The organism is Allobosea sp. TAF32 (genome assembly GCF_052113585.1).
Lineage (GTDB): Bacteria > Pseudomonadota > Alphaproteobacteria > Rhizobiales > Beijerinckiaceae > Allobosea.
Map to the genome: position 1 here is coordinate 204,564 of NZ_JBFRDM010000008.1, position 16,185 is coordinate 220,748.

At 67.2% G+C, this 16,185-nt stretch carries 17 protein-coding genes; 8 read left to right on the plus strand and 9 right to left on the minus strand.

Translation table 11 applies throughout. The features are described 5' to 3' along the window. Positions 1–341: 341 nt before the first annotated feature. Positions 342–956, minus strand: coding sequence for a cold-shock protein (locus tag AB4Z16_RS18055; RefSeq protein ID WP_441512739.1), 615 nt, complete (start codon positions 954–956; stop codon positions 342–344). A 182-nt stretch (positions 957–1,138) separates the two neighbouring features. Beyond that, entirely contained in the window at positions 1,139–1,894 is a 756-nt protein-coding gene (locus AB4Z16_RS18060; RefSeq protein ID WP_441512740.1) for an SIR2 family NAD-dependent protein deacylase, read from the minus strand. A gap of 107 nt (positions 1,895–2,001) precedes the next feature. On the opposite strand from AB4Z16_RS18060, the gene AB4Z16_RS18065 reads away from it, so the two are divergent. Then, positions 2,002–3,186, plus strand: coding sequence for an aminotransferase (locus AB4Z16_RS18065; RefSeq protein ID WP_441512741.1), 1,185 nt, complete (start codon positions 2,002–2,004; stop codon positions 3,184–3,186). A 156-nt stretch (positions 3,187–3,342) separates the two neighbouring features. Here the strand turns inward: AB4Z16_RS18065 and AB4Z16_RS18070 are convergent, their stop codons facing one another. Beyond that, the gene (locus AB4Z16_RS18070) at positions 3,343–3,735 is read right to left on the minus strand and encodes a hypothetical protein (protein ID WP_441512742.1); all 393 of its coding nucleotides are present in this window, start codon (positions 3,733–3,735) and stop codon (positions 3,343–3,345) included. A gap of 238 nt (positions 3,736–3,973) precedes the next feature. On the opposite strand from AB4Z16_RS18070, the gene AB4Z16_RS18075 reads away from it, so the two are divergent. Next, complete coding sequence (locus tag AB4Z16_RS18075) at positions 3,974–4,948, plus strand: VOC family protein (protein ID WP_441512743.1); 975 nt, start codon at positions 3,974–3,976, stop codon at positions 4,946–4,948. Positions 4,949–4,970: 22 nt separating this feature from the next. On the opposite strand, the gene AB4Z16_RS18080 is transcribed toward AB4Z16_RS18075, so the two are convergent. After that, complete coding sequence (locus AB4Z16_RS18080; RefSeq protein WP_441512744.1) at positions 4,971–6,500, minus strand: UxaA family hydrolase; 1,530 nt, start codon at positions 6,498–6,500, stop codon at positions 4,971–4,973. A gap of 302 nt (positions 6,501–6,802) precedes the next feature. Here AB4Z16_RS18080 and AB4Z16_RS18085 point away from each other — a divergent pair, with 302 nt between their 5' ends. Further along, on the plus strand, positions 6,803–7,189 hold the full coding sequence (locus tag AB4Z16_RS18085) for an ACT domain-containing protein (protein WP_441512745.1): 387 nt from the start codon (positions 6,803–6,805) through the stop codon (positions 7,187–7,189). 145 nt (positions 7,190–7,334) lie between these two features. On the opposite strand, the gene AB4Z16_RS18090 is transcribed toward AB4Z16_RS18085, so the two are convergent. Further along, complete coding sequence (locus AB4Z16_RS18090; protein ID WP_441512746.1) at positions 7,335–7,682, minus strand: phasin family protein; 348 nt, start codon at positions 7,680–7,682, stop codon at positions 7,335–7,337. A 294-nt stretch (positions 7,683–7,976) separates the two neighbouring features. Between AB4Z16_RS18090 and AB4Z16_RS18095 the strand changes: the two genes are divergently transcribed. Continuing rightward, a complete protein-coding gene (locus tag AB4Z16_RS18095) occupies positions 7,977–9,632 on the plus strand; it encodes an SPOR domain-containing protein (protein ID WP_441512747.1) in 1,656 nt (551 codons plus the stop codon). A gap of 157 nt (positions 9,633–9,789) precedes the next feature. On the opposite strand, the gene AB4Z16_RS18100 is transcribed toward AB4Z16_RS18095, so the two are convergent. Both AB4Z16_RS18100 and AB4Z16_RS18105 read right to left on the minus strand, forming a co-directional pair. Then, a complete protein-coding gene (locus AB4Z16_RS18100) occupies positions 9,790–10,509 on the minus strand; it encodes a DnaJ domain-containing protein (RefSeq protein ID WP_441512748.1) in 720 nt (239 codons plus the stop codon). Continuing rightward, a complete protein-coding gene (locus AB4Z16_RS18105) occupies positions 10,506–11,246 on the minus strand; it encodes a VWA domain-containing protein (protein ID WP_441512749.1) in 741 nt (246 codons plus the stop codon). Before AB4Z16_RS18105 ends, AB4Z16_RS18100 begins: the two co-directional genes overlap by 4 nt. Positions 11,247–11,494: 248 nt before the next feature. Between AB4Z16_RS18105 and panC the strand changes: the two genes are divergently transcribed. Together panC and AB4Z16_RS18115 are read left to right on the plus strand one after the other, a co-directional pair. Beyond that, a complete protein-coding gene (panC, locus tag AB4Z16_RS18110) occupies positions 11,495–12,343 on the plus strand; it encodes a pantoate--beta-alanine ligase (protein WP_441512750.1) in 849 nt (282 codons plus the stop codon). A gap of 117 nt (positions 12,344–12,460) precedes the next feature. Then, positions 12,461–13,555 (plus strand): linear amide C-N hydrolase, encoded by a 1,095-nt coding sequence (locus tag AB4Z16_RS18115; RefSeq protein ID WP_441512751.1) that lies wholly within the window; start codon positions 12,461–12,463, stop codon positions 13,553–13,555. A gap of 9 nt (positions 13,556–13,564) precedes the next feature. Here AB4Z16_RS18115 and AB4Z16_RS18120 read toward each other — a convergent pair whose 3' ends face one another. Both AB4Z16_RS18120 and AB4Z16_RS18125 read right to left on the minus strand, forming a co-directional pair. Then, the gene (locus AB4Z16_RS18120) at positions 13,565–14,002 is read right to left on the minus strand and encodes a DUF1489 family protein (RefSeq protein ID WP_441512752.1); all 438 of its coding nucleotides are present in this window, start codon (positions 14,000–14,002) and stop codon (positions 13,565–13,567) included. Between the two features lie 65 nt (positions 14,003–14,067). After that, a complete protein-coding gene (locus AB4Z16_RS18125; RefSeq protein WP_441512753.1) occupies positions 14,068–14,424 on the minus strand; it encodes a VOC family protein in 357 nt (118 codons plus the stop codon). A gap of 33 nt (positions 14,425–14,457) precedes the next feature. Between AB4Z16_RS18125 and AB4Z16_RS18130 the strand changes: the two genes are divergently transcribed. Both AB4Z16_RS18130 and AB4Z16_RS18135 read left to right on the plus strand, forming a co-directional pair. After that, positions 14,458–15,225 (plus strand): SDR family NAD(P)-dependent oxidoreductase, encoded by a 768-nt coding sequence (locus tag AB4Z16_RS18130; RefSeq protein WP_441512754.1) that lies wholly within the window; start codon positions 14,458–14,460, stop codon positions 15,223–15,225. Next, the gene (locus AB4Z16_RS18135; RefSeq protein WP_441512755.1) at positions 15,222–16,067 is read left to right on the plus strand and encodes an aminoglycoside phosphotransferase family protein; all 846 of its coding nucleotides are present in this window, start codon (positions 15,222–15,224) and stop codon (positions 16,065–16,067) included. Before AB4Z16_RS18130 ends, AB4Z16_RS18135 begins: the two co-directional genes overlap by 4 nt. The last annotated feature ends 118 nt before the right edge of the window (positions 16,068–16,185 follow it).

Genomic DNA, 16,185 nt, shown 5'->3' on the forward strand with positions numbered 1-16,185 from the left:
GATAGGGTGCGAGGATGGTACGCGCCGTCTCGATGGCGGCGCGGCTCGACAGGTCGAGATCGACGACGAGCAGCCGACCGCTTGCCGTTACGGAGCCCAGCTCGCTCGGGCCGCACGCCGAACAGGCGCCCCAGAGCGAGAGCGCACGCTGCAGCGAATGGCGCCGGCCGTCGTGATCGCTGACGAGAACGAGGATGGAGAGGCCTCCCGAGAAAGCCTCATCATAAGCGCGTCGATTGAGGAAGCGTAAAAGCGAACTGCGTGCTTAAGCCGATCGGCCGGAATGTCGCCGACAGCGGCTCGGCGACGCACCCGATTTCGGCGTCATGCTTAGCGGTTCGTCAATGCGAGACGGCAGCACCGCCCTGCTCGAGCCGGACCTCTGCGGCCATCAACCCCTTCGGCCCGGGGCCATAGCGCACCAGAACGGTCTGTCCCGGGATCAGCTCGACGAGGCCGTAGCGCCGCAGCGTCTCCATATGCACGAAGATGTCGGGCGCGCCCTCGCCCTTCGAGACGAAGCCGAAGCCGCGCAGCCGGTTGAACCATTTCACCACCATGAGCTCGAGCCCGCTGGTCGGCGTAACCGCGACGTTCGTGCGCGCCATCGGCATCTCGGAGGGGTGGCGCCCGGAGGAGGTGTCGATCGAGAGCACCCTCACGGCCTGGCGCCCGCGATTCTTCTCGACGGCTTCGAGCACGATGCGAGCGCCTTCCGCTATCGTATTGAAACCATCGCGCTTCAGAATGGTGACATGCACGAGGATATCGGCGCCGCCCGTTTCGGGAACGACGAAGCCGTAGCCTTTCGAGACGTCGAACCATTTGACGTAGCCGGCAATCTCGACCGGAACCTCGGAAGCGTGACCGCTTGGCCCATCGAGCCGCATGACGCGGTTGAGTGACTGGATGGGACCCATCGGTGGCCGCCCGCTCTCACCGAATTCGTCGGACATGTGCCGCTCGCCCCCACGCACAACGCTTGATTCGTGTAGCCACGATAGCATCGCTAAGGATGCGGTATACAGCCCCCACGCCGTCGTCCACATCTCCGCGGGCTCCGATGGTGCGGAAACTGCCGCTCGCGCCCGTCCGGATGCGGGACCGGCCTCGGATCGCTCCGATCGAGCCTATCGACTCAGGGGGCGAGCCGCCCCAGGGCCGCTCCGCTTTCCGCGCGGATGACGAGATCGGCGATCGGATCGAGCTCCGTCGGCTCCCGATTGAGGATGACGAGCTTCGCGCCTTGCCGCTTCGCGATCACGGGCAGCGTAGCCGCCGGGTAGACGACCAGCGACGAGCCGACGACGAGGAAGAGGTCGCAGTCCAGCGCAAGCGCCTGCGCCCGCATCATCGCCTCCTGCGGCATCGCCTGGCCGAAAGAGATCGTCGCCGATTTCACCGGGCCCGTGCACATGATGCAGCTCGGCGGCTCGCCGCTCGCCTCGAAGGCCGGGCGGATCGCCGCGAGCTCATGGCGCCAGCCGCATGTGAGGCAGGTCGCGTATGTGCCGTTGCCGTGCAGCTCGATCACCTGATCGGCCGGCACGCCGGAGGCCTGGTGCAGCCCGTCGATGTTCTGGGTGATGATGGCGGGGGAACGCCCGTCCGCGACCAGCTTCGCCAGGGCCTGATGGCCGATATTGGGCCGGGCCTCGCGATAGTGGTCGTCCATCGTGAATTTGCGCCGCCAGGCCTCGATCCGCGCCTCGCGGCTCTGCACGAACGCCTCGAACGGGATCGGCTTGTTGACCATCCAGGGCGAACCGGGCGAACGGAAATCCGGCACGCCCGATTCCGTCGAGATGCCGGCGCCTGTGAAGCTGAGAATGCTGTCGGCCCGGTCGAGCATCGCATGAAGCTCGGCGATCGCGTCCTCGGTCTCGTCCTGCATGGCTGCGCTCACCCGGTTGAACTGGAAGCCCGCCAGATATGGGCCGCGCTTGCGACGCTTCCAAGGCGATTGACGCAACGAGGCGCAGGCAGCAAACCAGTCGGATCATGCCGACGCCCCTGCTCGCCCCGCTCAATCCCGATCTCATCGACACCGGCACCCCGCCCATCCCCGAGGCCCAGGGCTGGGCGCGCGCCTATGACGGGCGCTTCGGACCGCTGGTCGACCTGTCGCAGGCCGTCCCCGGCTCGCCGCCGCCGCAGGTGCTGCTCGACAAGCTCGCCGAGGCGGCTGCGGACGCCTCCGCCACGCGCTATGGCAGCATCACCGGTGACGCATCGCTGCGCGCAGCCTATGCGGCGGAGATTTCGCGGATCTATGGCGCCGCCTTCGCCCCCGGCGAAGTGGCCGTCACCTCGGGCTGCAACCAGGCCTATGCCGTGACCATGATGGCGCTCGCCCGAGCCGGCGACAACGTGCTGCTGCCGACGCCCTGGTACTTCAATCACGAGATGACGCTGACGATGCTCGGCATCGAGCCGCGCCCGCTGCCCTGCGCACCCCAGGCCGGGTTCGTCCCCGACGCGGCGACGGCAGAGGCGCTGATCGACGATCGCACCCGCGCGATCGTGCTGGTCACGCCCAACAACCCGACGGGCGCGGTCTACCCGCCGGAAACCATCGCGGCCTTCGCCGCACTCTGTGCCCGGCGCGGCATCTGGCTGGTGCTCGACGAGACCTATCGCGATTTCCTGCCCGCAACCGTCGCGACGCCGCATGAGGTCTTCGCCGCAAGCGGCTGGCAGGATTCAGTGATCGGTCTGTACAGCTTCTCGAAGGCCTATGCCGTTCCCGGCTGGCGGCTCGGAGCCATTACGGCAGGCGAGGCCGTCCTAACCCAGATCGGCAAGGTGCTCGACTGCGTGCAGATCAGCCCGGTTCGAGCCGGGCAGGCCGCCATCACCTGGGGCATCGACGGCATCCGCGACTGGCGCGAGCGCAACCGCGCCGAGATCAACGACCGCGCGGCATCGTTCCGCGGGGCGATGGCGCCGCTGAACGACTGGCGTGTGCTGTCGGCAGGCGCCTATTTCGCCTATGTCGCCCACCCCTTCGAAGGCACGCCGGCAGCCGAGGTCGTGCGCCGCCTGGTCGAGGAGCGCGGCGTCCTCGCCCTGCCCGGCCCCTATTTCGGGCCTGGGCAGGAAAACCATCTGCGCATCGCGATCGCCAATGTCGCAGCCGAGCGGATCGGCCTGCTCGGCGACCGGCTCAAGGGCTTCTCGATCTGAGAGATTTGCCGGGAGCGCAGTTGCCCCGTCATGCTCGCCCTTGTGGCGAGCATCCACGTCTTGGGCACCGCATATTGTGAACGAAGACGTGGATGGTCGGGCCAAGCCCGACCATGACGCGAGAATGGGCCAGAGCTTCCGTACAGGAGACCGCTTCTACCGGAACAGCCCCCGGTAGCGGTCGCGATAGGCGAAGACCAGCAGCAATCCCAGCACCGTCATGATGAGCGCAACGGGAAGGCCCTGCGGGTTCAGCACGAGGTGGAAGAACACGATCACCGTCATGATCGGCGCGAGCAGCGCGAGGCCCAAGGCCGGCGCCATGTTGAACAGCAGGCTCAGTCCCCCCACCAGGTTCACCACCTTGACCATCGGCCAGATGAAGCCCGAGTTCTGAAGGGCCGCCTCGAAGGCGAGCCCGCGTTCGCTCGTCGGCGGATGAATGAGATTGGTCCCGGTCGCCAGCCACCAAAAGCCGTCGATAGCGCTGACGAGGAAAAGCAGCCCGAGCAGAATACGCGGGATCGTTACGAGAAACACGGTCTTCATGATGTCCCCAACCGATGGCAGATAAGCCGGCCCTCCTCGACGGTCGCGCCGGCCCGCTGCTTGGTCGCAGCCTGAACCGATCCGGTTCAGGGCGTCGCGAAAAATCGCCGCAGCCCTGCTGCGAGACCTGCCGAAAATCATCGGCGGACAATCCGCCCACGCGCTTGTGAGATGCGCCGGGCGGAATTTCATGGCCTTGAAGCGGCACGTTTTCTCCAATGCGCGAGCATTCCGAGCGATGAACAGCGTCCACACCCGCCGCACCCTGCTTCAGCTCGCAGGAGCCTCCTCGCTCGCGGCGGCCGCATCCTTCGCCGCCCGCGCCGAGGGGGGACCGGTCGCAGCGCCGGCAGCGGGGCCGGGCTTCGCCAGCAGGACGCCGATCAGGGTGGGCGCCGCGGCGCTCAAGGTGCGCGATGTCGAGCGTGTGACCAACTATTACCGCGACGTCATCGGCCTGTCCGTGCTGGCGCGCGGCGCCGCCTCCGTCACGCTCGGCACCGGCGAAGGCGCCCTGCTCACGCTGGAGCCGCGGCCGGATGCCGCGCTGGAGCCTCCGACCGCCGCCGGGCTCTTCCACATCGCTTTCCTGATGCCGAGTCGGCACGATCTGGCGCGCTGGCTGATCCATGTCGCGCGCAACCGCACGCCGTTGACGGGCTTCGCCGACCACAGCGTCAGCGAGGCCGTCTATCTCAACGATCCCGAAGGCAACGGCATCGAGGTCTATGCCGACCGCCCCGCCGAAGGCTGGCGCTGGGAAAACGGCCGCGTCGTGATGGGCACCCACCGGCTCGACGTCGACGGCATCCTGGCGCTCACCGATACGCGCGCGACCGACTACGCCAAGGCGCCGGACGGGTTGCGCATCGGGCACATCCACCTGCGCGTCGGCGATGTCGATGCGGGCGACCGCTTCTATCGCGATCTGCTAGGCTTGGCGTCGACGAGCCGGCGTGACACCGCGAGCTTTCTGTCCTCGGGCGGTTACCATCATCACCTGGCGCTGAACACCTGGAACAGCGCCGGCGCCGGGCCGCGCGACGAAGGCAGCACCGGCCTCGCCTGGTTCTCGCTGATGGCGGAAAAGCCGGAGCTGATGGCCGCTCAGGCCGACCGCCTCACTGCGGCCGGCGTCGCGACGACGCCGCTCTCCGGTGGGTTCGAGAGCCTCGATCCCTGGGGCACGCGCGTCAGGCTGCTGCAGGGCTGAGGAAAGCCCTGCCCGGCCACCCTCACATCGTCGCGCCGATCTGCCAAGGCACGAATTCGGCGTCGCCATAGCCGAGCTGCTCGGATTTGGTCTTCTCGCCCGAGGCGACCTTGAGCAGCTTTTCGAAGATCTCGCGGCCCTTCTGCTCCAGCGAGACGCCGTCGAGTACATCGCCGCAATTGATGTCCATGTCGTCGATCATCTTCTCGTAGATCGGCGTATTGGTCGCGAGCTTCATCGAGGGCGTCGGCTTGCAGCCATAGGCGGAGCCGCGCCCGGTGGTGAAGGCGAGGATATTGGCGCCGCCGGCCACCTGCCCGGTCGCCGCGACGGGGTCGTAGCCGGGCGTGTCCATGTAGACGAAGCCCTTCCCCGTCACCGGCTCGGCATAGTGATAGACGGCCGAGAGCGTCTTGGTGCCGCCCTTGGCGGCTGCGCCGAGCGACTTCTCCAGGATGGTGGTGAGCCCGCCCGCCTTGTTGCCCGGCGAAGGGTTGTTGTTCATGCTCATCCGGGCGCGCTCGGTATAATCCTCCCACCACTTGATGATGCCGACGAGCTTTTCGCCGACCTCGCGCGTCGCGGCGCGGCGCGTCAGCAGATGCTCGGCGCCGTAGATCTCGGGCGTCTCGGAGAGGATCGCCGTGCCGCCATGCTCGACGAGGATGTCGACGGCGGCCCCCAGCGCCGGGTTGGCGGTAATGCCCGAATAGCCATCCGAGCCGCCGCATTGCAGCGCAAGCATCAGTTCGGAGGCCGGCACTGTCTCGCGCACCGCCTTGTTGGCGATCGGAAGCATGGTCTTCAGCGCCTCGATGCCGGCGGCGACGGCCTTCTTCGTCCCGCCCGTCTCCTGGATCGTCAGCGTGCGGAAGACGTCGCTCTCGGTGACGCCATAGGCCTCCTTCATGCGGCTAATCTGAAAGCCCTCGCAGCCGAGACCGACGACCAGCACCGCCGCCATGTTCGGGTTGCAGGCATAGCCCCAGGTGGTGCGCTTCAGCACCTCGAAACTCTCGCCATTGTAGTCGATGCCGCAGCCGGTGCCGTGGGTGAGCGCGATCACCCCGTCGACATTGGGATAATCGTCGAGCAGGCCGGAACGCTTCACCTCCTCGGCCATGAAGCGCGCAGCGGAGGCCGAGCAGTTCACCGAAGTGAGGATGCCGACATAGTTGCGCGTGCCGGCCTTGCCATTGGCCCGGCGGAAGCCCTCGAACGTCGCTTGCTGCTCGACCGGCAGTACGAATTCGGGCTTGGCCTCGGCGCTGAAGGCGTAGTCGCGATCGAAGGCATGGAAGCCGGTATTGTGCTCGTGCACCCATTCGCCCGGCACGATGTCGTTCGTCGCGAAGCCGATGATCTGCCCGAACTTGCGGATCGGCTGGTCCTTAGCGATCGGGGCGATCGCCATCTTGTGCCCACGCGGGATGCGCTTAAGCGCCTCGACGCCCGCCGCCGTCACGCCGGCATCCACCGGGTCGACCGCAACGACGACGTTGTCGGCGGCGTTGAGCTTGAGCGTGCGGGGCGGCACTGATTTGTCGAGCATGGCGAGAACCGAAACCTCCGGCACCGCGACGGCGGCGCATTTCCCCCTAGAGATGCGCCCAACGCGTCGCGTTTTCAATCGGTTCAAAAAGAAGGGCGGCATGCACCCCTGCGCAATTGGCCGCCACTGCGAGACCGACGATGTGCCGGGATGGCCTTGCGGATTAAAATCGGTTCCGTGACAAGGGCATCGGCCTCGCCCCCGATGTCGCGGCGAAGGATCAAAACGCCGGTTCAGGGGTCAACGCCCGCTCCCAGGGCGGCGGATGGGCGGAAGCGAAGACCGCGACGGAGGGGACGACGATGTCGATTGCCGTAAAGCTGCGCAGCGTTTCCGGCGTTTACGGCGTCGCGCGGCTTGGAGCCGCATCGCCTCTTCCAAACTGGTTCGACGGCCCTGGCTTTTCCGCCGCGATACGGGCCGGCGACGAACTCACTCTTGTCTGCCTGCAGGAGCGGATTCCGGAAACAGTCGAAGCCGAGTTGAATTGGCGCTGCTTCCGCAGCATCGGCCCCATCCCCTTCAACGCGACCGGAATCGTGCGCTCGCTAATTGAGCCCCTCTCCGCGAATGGCATCGGGGTCTTCGTGGTTTGCACCTTCGACGGCGAGCATATCCTCGTCCCCGGCGGCGATTGGGATAAATCCAAAAACGTGCTCGAGCGCGCCGGCCATATTTTCGAAGCTTGATGCCGGGCCTGGCGGCGAACGCCCGATATTCACACCGTAACGCCGAGCCCGTCGGCCCCAACAGAAAAGCCCGGTCTCGCGACCGGGCTCCATACGCAACCGAAACTCGCTCAAGGTCAGGCCACCTTTCGGCGGCCTGCCGGCATCACGCCTTCGGAGCGGTCGGGACAGCCTTCGCGACGATGCCTTCGAACGGCTTGTAGGCGTCCTTGGCGAGAGCGGTGTAGAGCTCGCCCATCTTGGTGAGCTGGGCGACCGCGCCCTCGAACGAAGTCTTGAAGTAGTCGGCCTGGATCTCCAGGGCCTTGTCGAAAGTCTTCACGCCGGCGAGCTTCTCGAGCGTGGCGGTGCCTGCCTCGAAGGACTTCTTGGCGTAGTCGGTCGCCTCGACGGCGATCGTCTGCACGCTCTTGGAGGTGACGCCGAAAGCCTTCAGGGCGGCGTCGACGTTCTCTTTGGAAGCCTTCTGGATGGTCTCGAACTGCTGGATCATGGGTCGTCTCTCCCTGGCACCTTGGGTGCCGCCTCAGAGTGAATGGGCCAAAGCGGCCCTACGCGTCGCCCCAAGGTCGTATGAAGAGATCACCACCGGGACTGGCGCCATATTGTGCATTGCAACATGAATGTCAACAGGACGCTGCATTGCACCAAACGCAGATCGTTCCGATCGCAACCGTTCAAGTTTTAACGGCTCCGTAACCGCATCCTCCTAACCTCCCCCTACTGTGTCCTGCGTGCCACGAAAATGAGCGCGGGACGGGAACGACAGTGAGTTCGAGGCGAGTTCATGGTTCTGGGTTGCGTTGTGTTTCAGCGGCCGCGTCTGCGGGCCGTTGTCGGGCTGATCGGCATCGCCGCAGTCGCGGCCACGATGGCCTCCTCCCCGGCCGAGGCGCGCAAGCGCCGGCATCATGCCGCAGGCGGCGGCTACACGCCGCCCTACGCGGCGATGGTGGTCGATGCCAGGACCGGCCGCACGTTGCACGCGGTCAACGAGGATGCCGCGCGCATCCCGGCCTCGCTCACCAAGGTCATGACGCTCTACATGCTGTTCGAGCAGATGGAGCGCGGCCGCTTCTCAATGGATTCCGAGCTGAAGGTCTCGTCCTACGCCGCCTCGCAGCCGCCGACCAAGCTCGGCCTGCGCCCCGGCTCGACCATTGCGGTCGAGGACGTGATTAAGAGCATGATCACTCTCTCGGCCAACGACTCCTCTGTCGTCGTCGCCGAGAACATCGCCGGCTCCGAAGAGGCTTTCGCCGAGCAGATGACGCGCAAGGCGCGGTCGCTCGGCATGAGCTCGACGCGGTTCTACAACCCGCACGGCCTGCCGCATTCGCCGCCGAACCTGACGACCGCGCGCGACCTCACCATTCTCGCCCGCGCCATCCAGGAGCGCTTCCCGAAATACTACCCGCTCTTCTCGACGCGGGCGTTCCAGTATGGCAGCCGCACCATCCGCGGCCACAACCGCCTGCTCGGCAAGGTCGAGGGCGTCGACGGCATCAAGACCGGCTACACCCGCGCCTCCGGCTTCAACCTGATGACTTCGGCCAAGTCGGAAGGCCGGCACGTCGTCTCGGTCGTGCTCGGCGGCCGTTCGGGCGCTTCGCGCGACAAGATCATGACCGACCTCGTGCTCGCCAATCTGCCGCGCGCCGCGACCAGTGGCCGTTCCTCGGTGATGGTCGCCGAGGCACCTGAGCCGGAGGAGCGCCCGCGCGCTGCCGCCAGCCAGCAGGCCGCTGCCGAGCCGGCGCCCATCCCGGTTCCGCGCCCGCGCCAGCAGCCGCAGGCTGAAGAGCAACAGCCGCTCCCGGCCGCCGCCCGCGCCTATGCCCCGATGCCGACCACCACGCCGATCGCGCCGCCGCGCCCGGTCGCCGTCGCCGGTGGCCAGCCGCTGCAGATCTCCGGCATGCGCCCGGTCTCGGCGACCACGACGCCATCCGCCATGCGCTGGTCGATCGGCGCCCAGCCGGCCGACGCCAAGGTTCTGCGCCCGCCGGCGAATGTCGACGTCACCTCCTCGATCGCCAGGGCGCCCGAGCCCGTCGCCGAGCCGGTGAAGGTCGCCGAGGCAAAGGCCGAGGCGCCGGCCGCCAGCATGGCCCGCAAGGCGGAAGTCGCCCCGGCGAAGGCGCAGGCCCCCGAGCCCGCCCCCGCCATGTCTCATCAGGCTGCGGTCGTGGCCTCCGGAAAATGGGTGATCCAGCTCGGTGCGACCGATGACGAGGGTAAGGCCAAGGAGATCCTGGCCCGTGCCCGCGCCAAGGCTTCCGGCTCGCTCGCCAGCGCCTCGCCCTTCACCGAGAAGGTCGAGAAGGGCGGCTCCACCCTTTTCCGCGCCCGCTTCGCCGGCTTTGAAGATCCGAAGGACGCGCAGAACGCCTGCGCGCAGCTGAAGCGCGGCGGCTTCTCCTGCTTCGCCACCCGCAGCTGAGCATCGGACCGACAAGTGGAATCCGGCTTTCGGGAGAATCCGATGCGCAATCGCAAAGACAGATCGCCGAACCTGCGTCCGTCAGGACGCAGGGCGGGCTGACCGGCCAGGGAAAGGAGTTCACGCCATGTCGCAGACGCACTCCCCGCACCCTTCGCTATCGCTGCTTCACAAGGACGTCCTTGGCCTGGTTGACGCGAGCGGCAAGGCCGCTGGTGCCCCCGGCATCCGGGTGGATGCGCTTCATCAAAGCCCGGTGGGCTTCGCGGACCGCCTCCTCGCTCGCCCCCGGCTGAAGCCCCAGGATCTCGTAGGCCTCCTGCTGCGTCATCGCGCCCGTGCCCGGCGCGCCGCCCTGCCCCGCGTCGCGATCACGCTGAGCGTCTTCACGCCAGCCGGGCGACCGGCGGTCGAGATATGCCTCTAGCAGGCGCGCACCATCGGGATCGCGCGCCAGGCATTCGCGCATCAGCGCGCTGAGCTCGCTCATCCCCAGGCTGTCGAGCGGCCGGCCCGCAAAGGCGCCCGCCTTGACGCTGCCGGTCATCGCGCCGCTGTCGTGGTCGAGCTCCATCTCCAGCAGCGCCGAGCCGACCTTCGAGCTGGCGCCCGGGCTCGGCCCGGACCGGTCGGCCCAAGGAAAACGGATGCCGCCCGGCCCTGTCGCGCTCCAGCCGAGCAGCCAGGCGCCGATGCCGCCGAGAAAGACCGCCATATCCAGGCGTCCGCGCACCATCAGCAGCCCGGCCACGCCGAGCGAGGCGACGCCGCCGACAGTCTTCATCAGCCGCGCAAGCATTTTAGGATTGGTCCCGGCGAACAGCTTCGCCAGCCACCAGACCAGGATCAGGACGGCAACGCCGTAGAGCAGGCTCACTTGCGCCCTCCGTCCATGGCCGCGAGCAGGCCCTTGACCGCCGGGCTCGATCCGGCGAGCCGCAGCATTGCCTCGCGCCCGCCGGCGGCGTAAGCCGCCGCGCCGCGCAGCAGTTCCAACAGCGAGGCCGGCGCCGTCACGTCGAAGCGCGCATGCGCGCCGCCGGTCAGCCGCGCGATCGTCGCGAAGGCCGCGCTCGCGGCGGGATCGCCCCCCTCCTGGAAAACGAAGCCGCGGATGCCGCGCAGGCCGAGCTCGCCCGCCAGCGCCCCCAGCGCATCGACATCCTCTTCCATTGCGTCGCCGACAAAGACGAAAGCGCGCAACGGCACCTTTGCCGCCTCGTCGCGGACATGGCGCAGAACGCGGGCAATCTGCGTCTGCCCGCCCTCGCAGGCGATCCTGCGCATCAACCCGGTCAGCCGTTCGGGCTCGCCGACCCATCCCGAGGCGCGGCATTCGCCGATACCCCGGAAATAGACGAGCTGGACCGCGAGCCCCCCGCTCTGCCCGGCGACCTCGAACATCCGCGCCTGCAGCGAACAGGCGAGATCCCAGCTCGGCTGGCGGCTCATCGTGGCATCGAGCGCGAAGACCAGCCGTCCGGCCTGCCCCGTTGCCAGCGGCGCCAGCCGCTTCGCCGCTCCGAGGAAGCGGTCGATTTCGCCTGGCTGCGAATGCCCTGTCGGCGTGGTCGCGGCGGCCTTGCCGACAGCGCGATCGTTCTTGTCGCTCATCAACCCATCGATCCGACGGAATCGTTCTCGTTGGTTCTGATATTGGCCATCGACACCGGATTTGCTACCCGTCCCGGACGGAGATCGGCCTGTTCCTCTCAAGCTTCATCCTGAGGAGCGGACGAAGTCCGCGTCTCGAAAGGTGCTTCAGGCGGTTCGAGAACCTCCTGGGGCATCCTCGAGAGGCCGCTACGCGGCTCCTCAGGATGAGGGCTGGGAAGATCGACGCAGACGAGAAAGAGAAGTCCATGGCTGGGATCACGGTTTTCGAGACGGTCGCGGCGATGCGCGAAGCCGTCGCCGGCTGGCACGCGGCCGGCGAAAAGGTCGCGCTGGTGCCGACCATGGGCGCGCTGCATGCGGGCCACATCGCGCTGGTCACCGAAGGCCAACGCCACGCGAAGCGGGTGATCGTCTCGATCTTCGTCAACCCGACCCAGTTCGCTCCGCACGAGGATTTCAAGAAGTACCCGCGCACCTTCGACGACGACTGCGCCAAGCTCCTCGCTGCCGGCGCCGATGCCGTCTTCTTCCCTTCGGTCGAAGAGATGTATCCGGCGGGCTTCGCCACGCGGGTGCTGTTGCTGGGTCCGGCCGCCGTCGGCCTCGAAGACCGCTTCCGCCCGACGCATTTCGAGGGCGTCGCGACAATCTGCTGCAAGCTGTTCACGCAGTCACGCGCCGATTTCGCGATCTTCGGCGAGAAGGACTATCAGCAGCTCAAGGTCGTCACCCGGATGGCTGGTGATCTCGATCTCGGCATCACCGTCGTTCCTCTCGCGACATTCCGCGAGGCGGACGGCCTCGCCATGTCCTCGCGCAACCGCTACCTCTCGCCCGAGCATCGGGCGTTGGCGCCGGTCCTCCACCGCGTGATGCAGGTCCTTGCCGCACGCATCCGCAACGAGGATCCGCTGTTCCGGGCGGTCGCCGACGCGCAGAACGAGATCATCACCGCCGGCTTCGAACTCGACTATCTCGAAGCCCGCCACGCCGAGACGCTGGCCCCGATTACCGGGCTGGCGGATGGGCCGATCCGCTTGCTGCTCGCCGCCCGCATCGGCGGCACACGCCTGATCGACAACATCCCGGTCTGAACGCCGCCGCCGCGGTGATTGCGGCGCCAAACGGAAACGCTACGCTGGCCGTATCCGGGCAGCCGTCTGGTTAGCGGTCGGCATGCTGAAAGCGCCTGCGCCAGAGGAGAGCGGTGGATGATCCATGCATCGGGTAGCGCAGCGCGCGGCCGAAACGCGTTCTTGCGCCGGGGCGCCGCAATACTTCTCGCCTGCGCGCTGCTCGCCGACACGGCTACCCAGGCCTGCACGCGCTTCGTTTATTTCGGGGCGAATGGCAGCGTTGTCACAGCGCGCTCGATGGACTGGAAGAGCGACATCGCCACCAATCTCTGGATCCTGCCGCGCGGCGTCGAGCGTACCGGCGAGACCGGCGCCAACACCGTGCGCTGGACGGCGAAACATGGCAGCGTGATCGCCTCCGCCTACGACATCTCCAGCAGCGACGGCGTCAACGAGGCCGGGCTCTCGGCCAATCTGCTCTGGCTGGTCGAATCCGAATATCCGAAGTTCGAGGCCGCCTCGAAGCCGGGGCTGAGCATCTCGCTCTGGGCGCAATACGTGCTCGACAACTTCGCCACGGTGAGCGAGGCGGTCACCGCGCTGCGCGAGGAACCTTTCACCCTCGTCACCGACATGATGCCGGGCGAGAATCGTCTCGCCACCGTGCATCTCTCGCTCTCCGACTCCAGCGGTGACAGCGCCATCATCGAATATGTCGGCGGCAGGCAGGTCATCCATCATGACCGCGCCTATCAGGTCATGACCAACTCGCCGATCTTCGAGAAGCAGCTCGCGCTCGCCGAATACTGGAAGCAGATCGGCGGTACCGTGATGCTGCCCGGCACCAACCGCGCCTCCGATCGTTTCGTCCGCGCCGCGTTCTACGCGAACGCGATCCCGAAGGACCCCGATCCGAACCGCGCCGTCGCCAGCGTCTTCAGCGTGCTCCGCAACGTCTCGGTGCCCTATGGGCTGACGACGCCCGACCAGCCGAACATCTCCTCGACGCGCTGGCGCACGGTCTTCGACCATGCCCGCAAACTGTATTTCTTCGAGTCCGCGCTGACGCCGAACACCTTCTGGGTGGACCTCAAGAAGATCGACTTCTCGACTGCGGGCGGCACCCGCAAGCTCGATCTCGGCAAGGACCAGGACCATACCTATGCGGGGGACGCGACCGGGAGCTTCGTCCCGGCCAAGCCCTTCGCCTTCCTCGGCCTGAAGGGCTGAGCCGGTCGCCTACAGCAACCCGAGCCCCGCGAGTTCCCGCCGCAATTCCTCCGGCATCTCGCCGAGATCGCCGCCATGCTCGGATAGATCGCGCGGCGCGTCCTTGGGCTGGAGATAGCGCCAGCCCTGGAACGGGCGGAACGGGCGTGGCTCGACCGGAACCACCACGGGCTCCATGACGAGATGGCAGCGCCCGATACCCTCGGCGTCGGTGAAGGGCCGGATATCGGTCAGGCGCTGGCGCGCCGAGATCTGCCCCTTGATCACCCAGTAGAGCGAGCCGCCATCGAGGATTTCCTCGACCTTCTTCGGCACCATGCGTGTGGTGTGCAATTGTTCGGCCGGCTCGCCACGGGCACGCCGCTGCGCCTGGCGTTCGGCGATCCACTCTTCGAGGTCGCCGATCGATTCCGCGCCGACGCAGAGCTTGAGCAGGTGAAGGGACATGGCCGGCAAAATAGGCCTCGAAGCGCCCGCCGACCAGTCTCCCCGGCCCTTCTCCACAGATCGCCTCAGCCGCGATGCGCCAGCACGTTGACGAGCCGTCCGAACGGGTCACGCAGGAAGAACCGCCTGACACCCCAGGGCTCCTCGGCCGGCCCGTATTCGATCGCTAGCCCGGCCGCCTCCACCTTGTGCAGAACCTCGTCGAGGTCATCGACCTCGATCGACAGGTCCGGGACCGGCGCGCCCGAGCCGCCCTCGCTGGCGAAGCTGAGCTGCGGACCGGCGGGGTCGCCGCCTGCCGCATAGGTCTGTATCCAGCCGTGGTCCATGACGGGGTGCATCTCAAAAATGCTGCCGTAGAAGGGTTTTGCCAGCGCCGGTTCGGCGGCTAGCATGTTCGCCACGATACGCTTCACCGTCATGCTCTTTCCCTCGACAGGCTACGGACGATCAACATGCGCGGACTTGCAGGCAAGGCCATCCTCATCACCGGTTCCTCCACCGGCATCGGCTATGCAATGGCCGAGCGCCTCATTGCCGAGGGGGCGAAGGTACTGATCCATGGCCGAGACCGGGACGAAGTCGATGCGGCGGTCGGCCGGCTCGGCACCGCCGCCAGCGGCATCACCGGCGACCTCGCCGAGCCCGCCACGGCACAGGCCATCGTCGATGCCACGGTCGGCGCCTTCGGCCGCATCGACGGGCTCGTGAACAATGCCGGCATCTATCCGCGCGGCATCCTCGGCGAGACCACCGCCGCCTTCTTCGACCATATGTTCGCGATCAACACGCGGGCGCCGCTGCTCTGCGCAGAGGCCGCGATCCACGCCTTCCGGGCACAGAAGTCGCCGGGCGCCATCGTCACCGTCGGCTCGATCAACGCCTATTGCGGGCTGTCGAATCTGACCGTCTATTCGATGTCGAAGGGCGCGCTGATGACGATGACGCGCAATCTCGCCAACACGCTCGGCCCGGAGCGCATCCGCGCCAACCAGCTCAATGTCGGCTGGACCTGGACTGCCAACGAGGACGCGACGCAGCAGCGCGAGGGACGAAAGCCCGGCTGGCAGAACCATCTGCCGCTGCGCGACGCGCCGACCGGCCGCATCATGCAGCCGGAGGAAATCGCCGCCCATACCGCCTTCTGGCTATCGGACGACAGCGCGCCGGTATCCGGCCAGATCTACGAAGCCGAGCAGTTCCCGATCATCGGCCGCGGATGAACGCGATTTCTCCAAGCTCGTTCGAGCCCTGGCTCACACGCTGGGACCTTGTCCCGGATGGCGCGCCGATCACGACGCGCGCCAGCAGCCTCCTGCCCGTCCTGCAAGACGGCGCGCCGGTCATGCTGAAGCTGCCGGCGTGCGAGGACGAGCGGCGCGGTTACCTGCCGCTGGAATTTTGGAGCGGTGACGGCGCCGCCCGCCTCTTCGCCCGCAGCGAGAATGGCGAGGCGATGCTGATCGAGCGCGCCACGGGCCGGCGCTCGCTCGCCGCCATGGCCCGCAGCGGCGCGAAGGGCGACGACGAGGCCACCGCCATCCTCTGCGACGCCATCGCCGCCTTGCAAAAACCGCGCGGCCCGGCCCCCGCGGGGCTGATCCCGCTCGACATCTGGTTCAAGGACCTCTTTCCGGCGGCGGCGCGGCATGGCGGCCTGCTTGCTCGGGCCGCTGCGGAGGCAAGCGCGCTCCTGCCTGCCCAGCGGGAAATCCTGCCGCTCCATGCCGATCTGCATCACGACAACGTCCTCGATTTCGAAGGCCGCGGCTGGCTCGCTATCGACCCGAAATCGGTGATCGGCGACCGCGCTTTCGAATACACCATCCTGTTCTGCGACCCTGACCTCGCCGATCCCGAGCCGCCGGTCGCCGTCGCGCCGGGCATCTTCGAGCGGCGGCTGGAGATCGTGCTGGCGAAGTCCGGTCTGAAGCGCGAGCGCCTGCTGCGCTGGATCGTCGCCTGGTGCGGGCTGTCGGCCAGTTGGTTCATGGCGGATGGCGACCCGCTGGCGGAGGTCAATCTCGCCGTTGCGAAACGAGCGATCGCGGCGTTGGACGGCTGAGGGCCGTCGTGCTCGCCCTTGTGGCGAGCATCCAGGTCTTCACCGCACGGCATCGACCACGACGGGAACCGCCTGAATCAGAATCGAAGCAATCGCCCGCAAGCGATTCCGCCGATTC

Coding starts and splice junctions, on each gene's coding strand:
- AB4Z16_RS18055 (WP_441512739.1), bottom strand. CDS start 956: ATGTCCGACGAATTCGGTGAGAGCGGGCGGCCACCGATGGGTCCCATC.
- AB4Z16_RS18060 (WP_441512740.1), bottom strand. CDS start 1,894: ATGCAGGACGAGACCGAGGACGCGATCGCCGAGCTTCATGCGATGCTC.
- AB4Z16_RS18065 (WP_441512741.1), top strand. CDS start 2,002: ATGCCGACGCCCCTGCTCGCCCCGCTCAATCCCGATCTCATCGACACC.
- AB4Z16_RS18070 (WP_441512742.1), bottom strand. CDS start 3,735: ATGAAGACCGTGTTTCTCGTAACGATCCCGCGTATTCTGCTCGGGCTG.
- AB4Z16_RS18075 (WP_441512743.1), top strand. CDS start 3,974: ATGAACAGCGTCCACACCCGCCGCACCCTGCTTCAGCTCGCAGGAGCC.
- AB4Z16_RS18080 (WP_441512744.1), bottom strand. CDS start 6,500: ATGCTCGACAAATCAGTGCCGCCCCGCACGCTCAAGCTCAACGCCGCC.
- AB4Z16_RS18085 (WP_441512745.1), top strand. CDS start 6,803: ATGTCGATTGCCGTAAAGCTGCGCAGCGTTTCCGGCGTTTACGGCGTC.
- AB4Z16_RS18090 (WP_441512746.1), bottom strand. CDS start 7,682: ATGATCCAGCAGTTCGAGACCATCCAGAAGGCTTCCAAAGAGAACGTC.
- AB4Z16_RS18095 (WP_441512747.1), top strand. CDS start 7,977: ATGGTTCTGGGTTGCGTTGTGTTTCAGCGGCCGCGTCTGCGGGCCGTT.
- AB4Z16_RS18105 (WP_441512749.1), bottom strand. CDS start 11,246: ATGAGCGACAAGAACGATCGCGCTGTCGGCAAGGCCGCCGCGACCACG.
- panC (WP_441512750.1), top strand. CDS start 11,495: ATGGCTGGGATCACGGTTTTCGAGACGGTCGCGGCGATGCGCGAAGCC.
- AB4Z16_RS18115 (WP_441512751.1), top strand. CDS start 12,461: ATGATCCATGCATCGGGTAGCGCAGCGCGCGGCCGAAACGCGTTCTTG.
- AB4Z16_RS18120 (WP_441512752.1), bottom strand. CDS start 14,002: ATGTCCCTTCACCTGCTCAAGCTCTGCGTCGGCGCGGAATCGATCGGC.
- AB4Z16_RS18125 (WP_441512753.1), bottom strand. CDS start 14,424: ATGACGGTGAAGCGTATCGTGGCGAACATGCTAGCCGCCGAACCGGCG.
- AB4Z16_RS18130 (WP_441512754.1), top strand. CDS start 14,458: ATGCGCGGACTTGCAGGCAAGGCCATCCTCATCACCGGTTCCTCCACC.
- AB4Z16_RS18135 (WP_441512755.1), top strand. CDS start 15,222: ATGAACGCGATTTCTCCAAGCTCGTTCGAGCCCTGGCTCACACGCTGG.